Here is a 1,060-nt window from a genome sequence, read left to right as displayed (position 1 = left end):
TTTAGAGCGCGTTGCCGCGGGGTAGGACTTCTTCGGGGAACTCAAAGCGCTCGTGCGGCTGATCCTGCGGCGCCATCCAGGCCCGAATCCCCTCGTTGAGCAAAATGTTCTTCGTGTAGAACGTCTCAAACTCAGGGTCCTCCGCCGCCCGCGTCTCCTGACTGATAAAGTCATACGCCCGCAGGTTCAGCGCCAACCCCACCACTCCAATGCTCGACATCCACAATCCCGTCACCGGCACAAACAACATGAAAAAGTGCAGCCACCGCTTGTTGGAAAACGCTATCCCAAAAATCTGGCTCCAGTACCGGTTCGCCGTCACCATCGAGTACGTCTCTTCCGACTGCGTCGGCTCAAACGCCCGAAACGTGCTCGCCGCTTCCCCATCCTGAAACAACGTGTTCTCCACCGTCGCCCCATGGATGGCACACAGCAGCGCTCCACCCAACACGCCGGCCACCCCCATCATGTGGAACGGGTTCAGCGTCCAGTTGTGGAACCCTTGGAAGAACAGCAAGAAGCGGAAGATCCCCGCCACCCCAAAGCTGGGGGCAAAAAACCAACTGCTCTGCCCCAGCGGGTAAATCAAAAACACGCTCACAAACACCGCAATCGGCGCGCTGAAGGCAATGGCGTTGTAGGGCCGCACCCCCACCAGCCGGGCAATCTCAAATTGCCGCAGCATAAAGCCAATCAGGCCCAGCGCTCCATGGAAGGCGACAAAGGTCCACAGCCCGCCAATCTGACACCAGCGGGTAAAGTCCCCCTGGGCTTCCGGGCCCCACAGCAGCAACAGGCTGTGCCCCATGCTGTCGGCGGGGGTGGACACGGCCACGGTCAAAAAGTTGCACCCTTCCAGGTAGGAGCTGGCCAGGCCGTGGGTGTACCAAGAAGTTACAAAGGTGGTGCCGGTCAGCCAGCCGCCCAAGGCCAAGTAGGCGCAGGGGAACAGCAGCAGCCCCGACCAGCCGATAAACACGAATCTGTCACGCTTGAGCCAGTCATCGACGATGTCGAACCATCCTCGCTCCTGGCGTACGCGCCCTACCGCGATGGTCAT

The 1,060-nt window shown here is 60.2% G+C and carries 1 protein-coding gene; it reads right to left on the bottom strand.

Going from position 1 to position 1,060, the window contains the following annotated elements:
* Nucleotide 1: 1 nt before the first annotated feature.
* Nucleotides 2-1,060, bottom strand: a 1,059-nt coding sequence (gene psbD / locus NW826_RS10470) for a photosystem II D2 protein (photosystem q(a) protein) (protein WP_414510093.1), incomplete at its 5' end; no start/stop codon positions are given.

This window comes from Synechococcus sp. OH20, assembly GCF_047502685.1.
In the GTDB taxonomy this organism is placed as follows: domain Bacteria; phylum Cyanobacteriota; class Cyanobacteriia; order Thermostichales; family Thermostichaceae; genus Thermostichus.
This window is presented reverse-complemented; position numbering and strand designations above follow the sequence as displayed.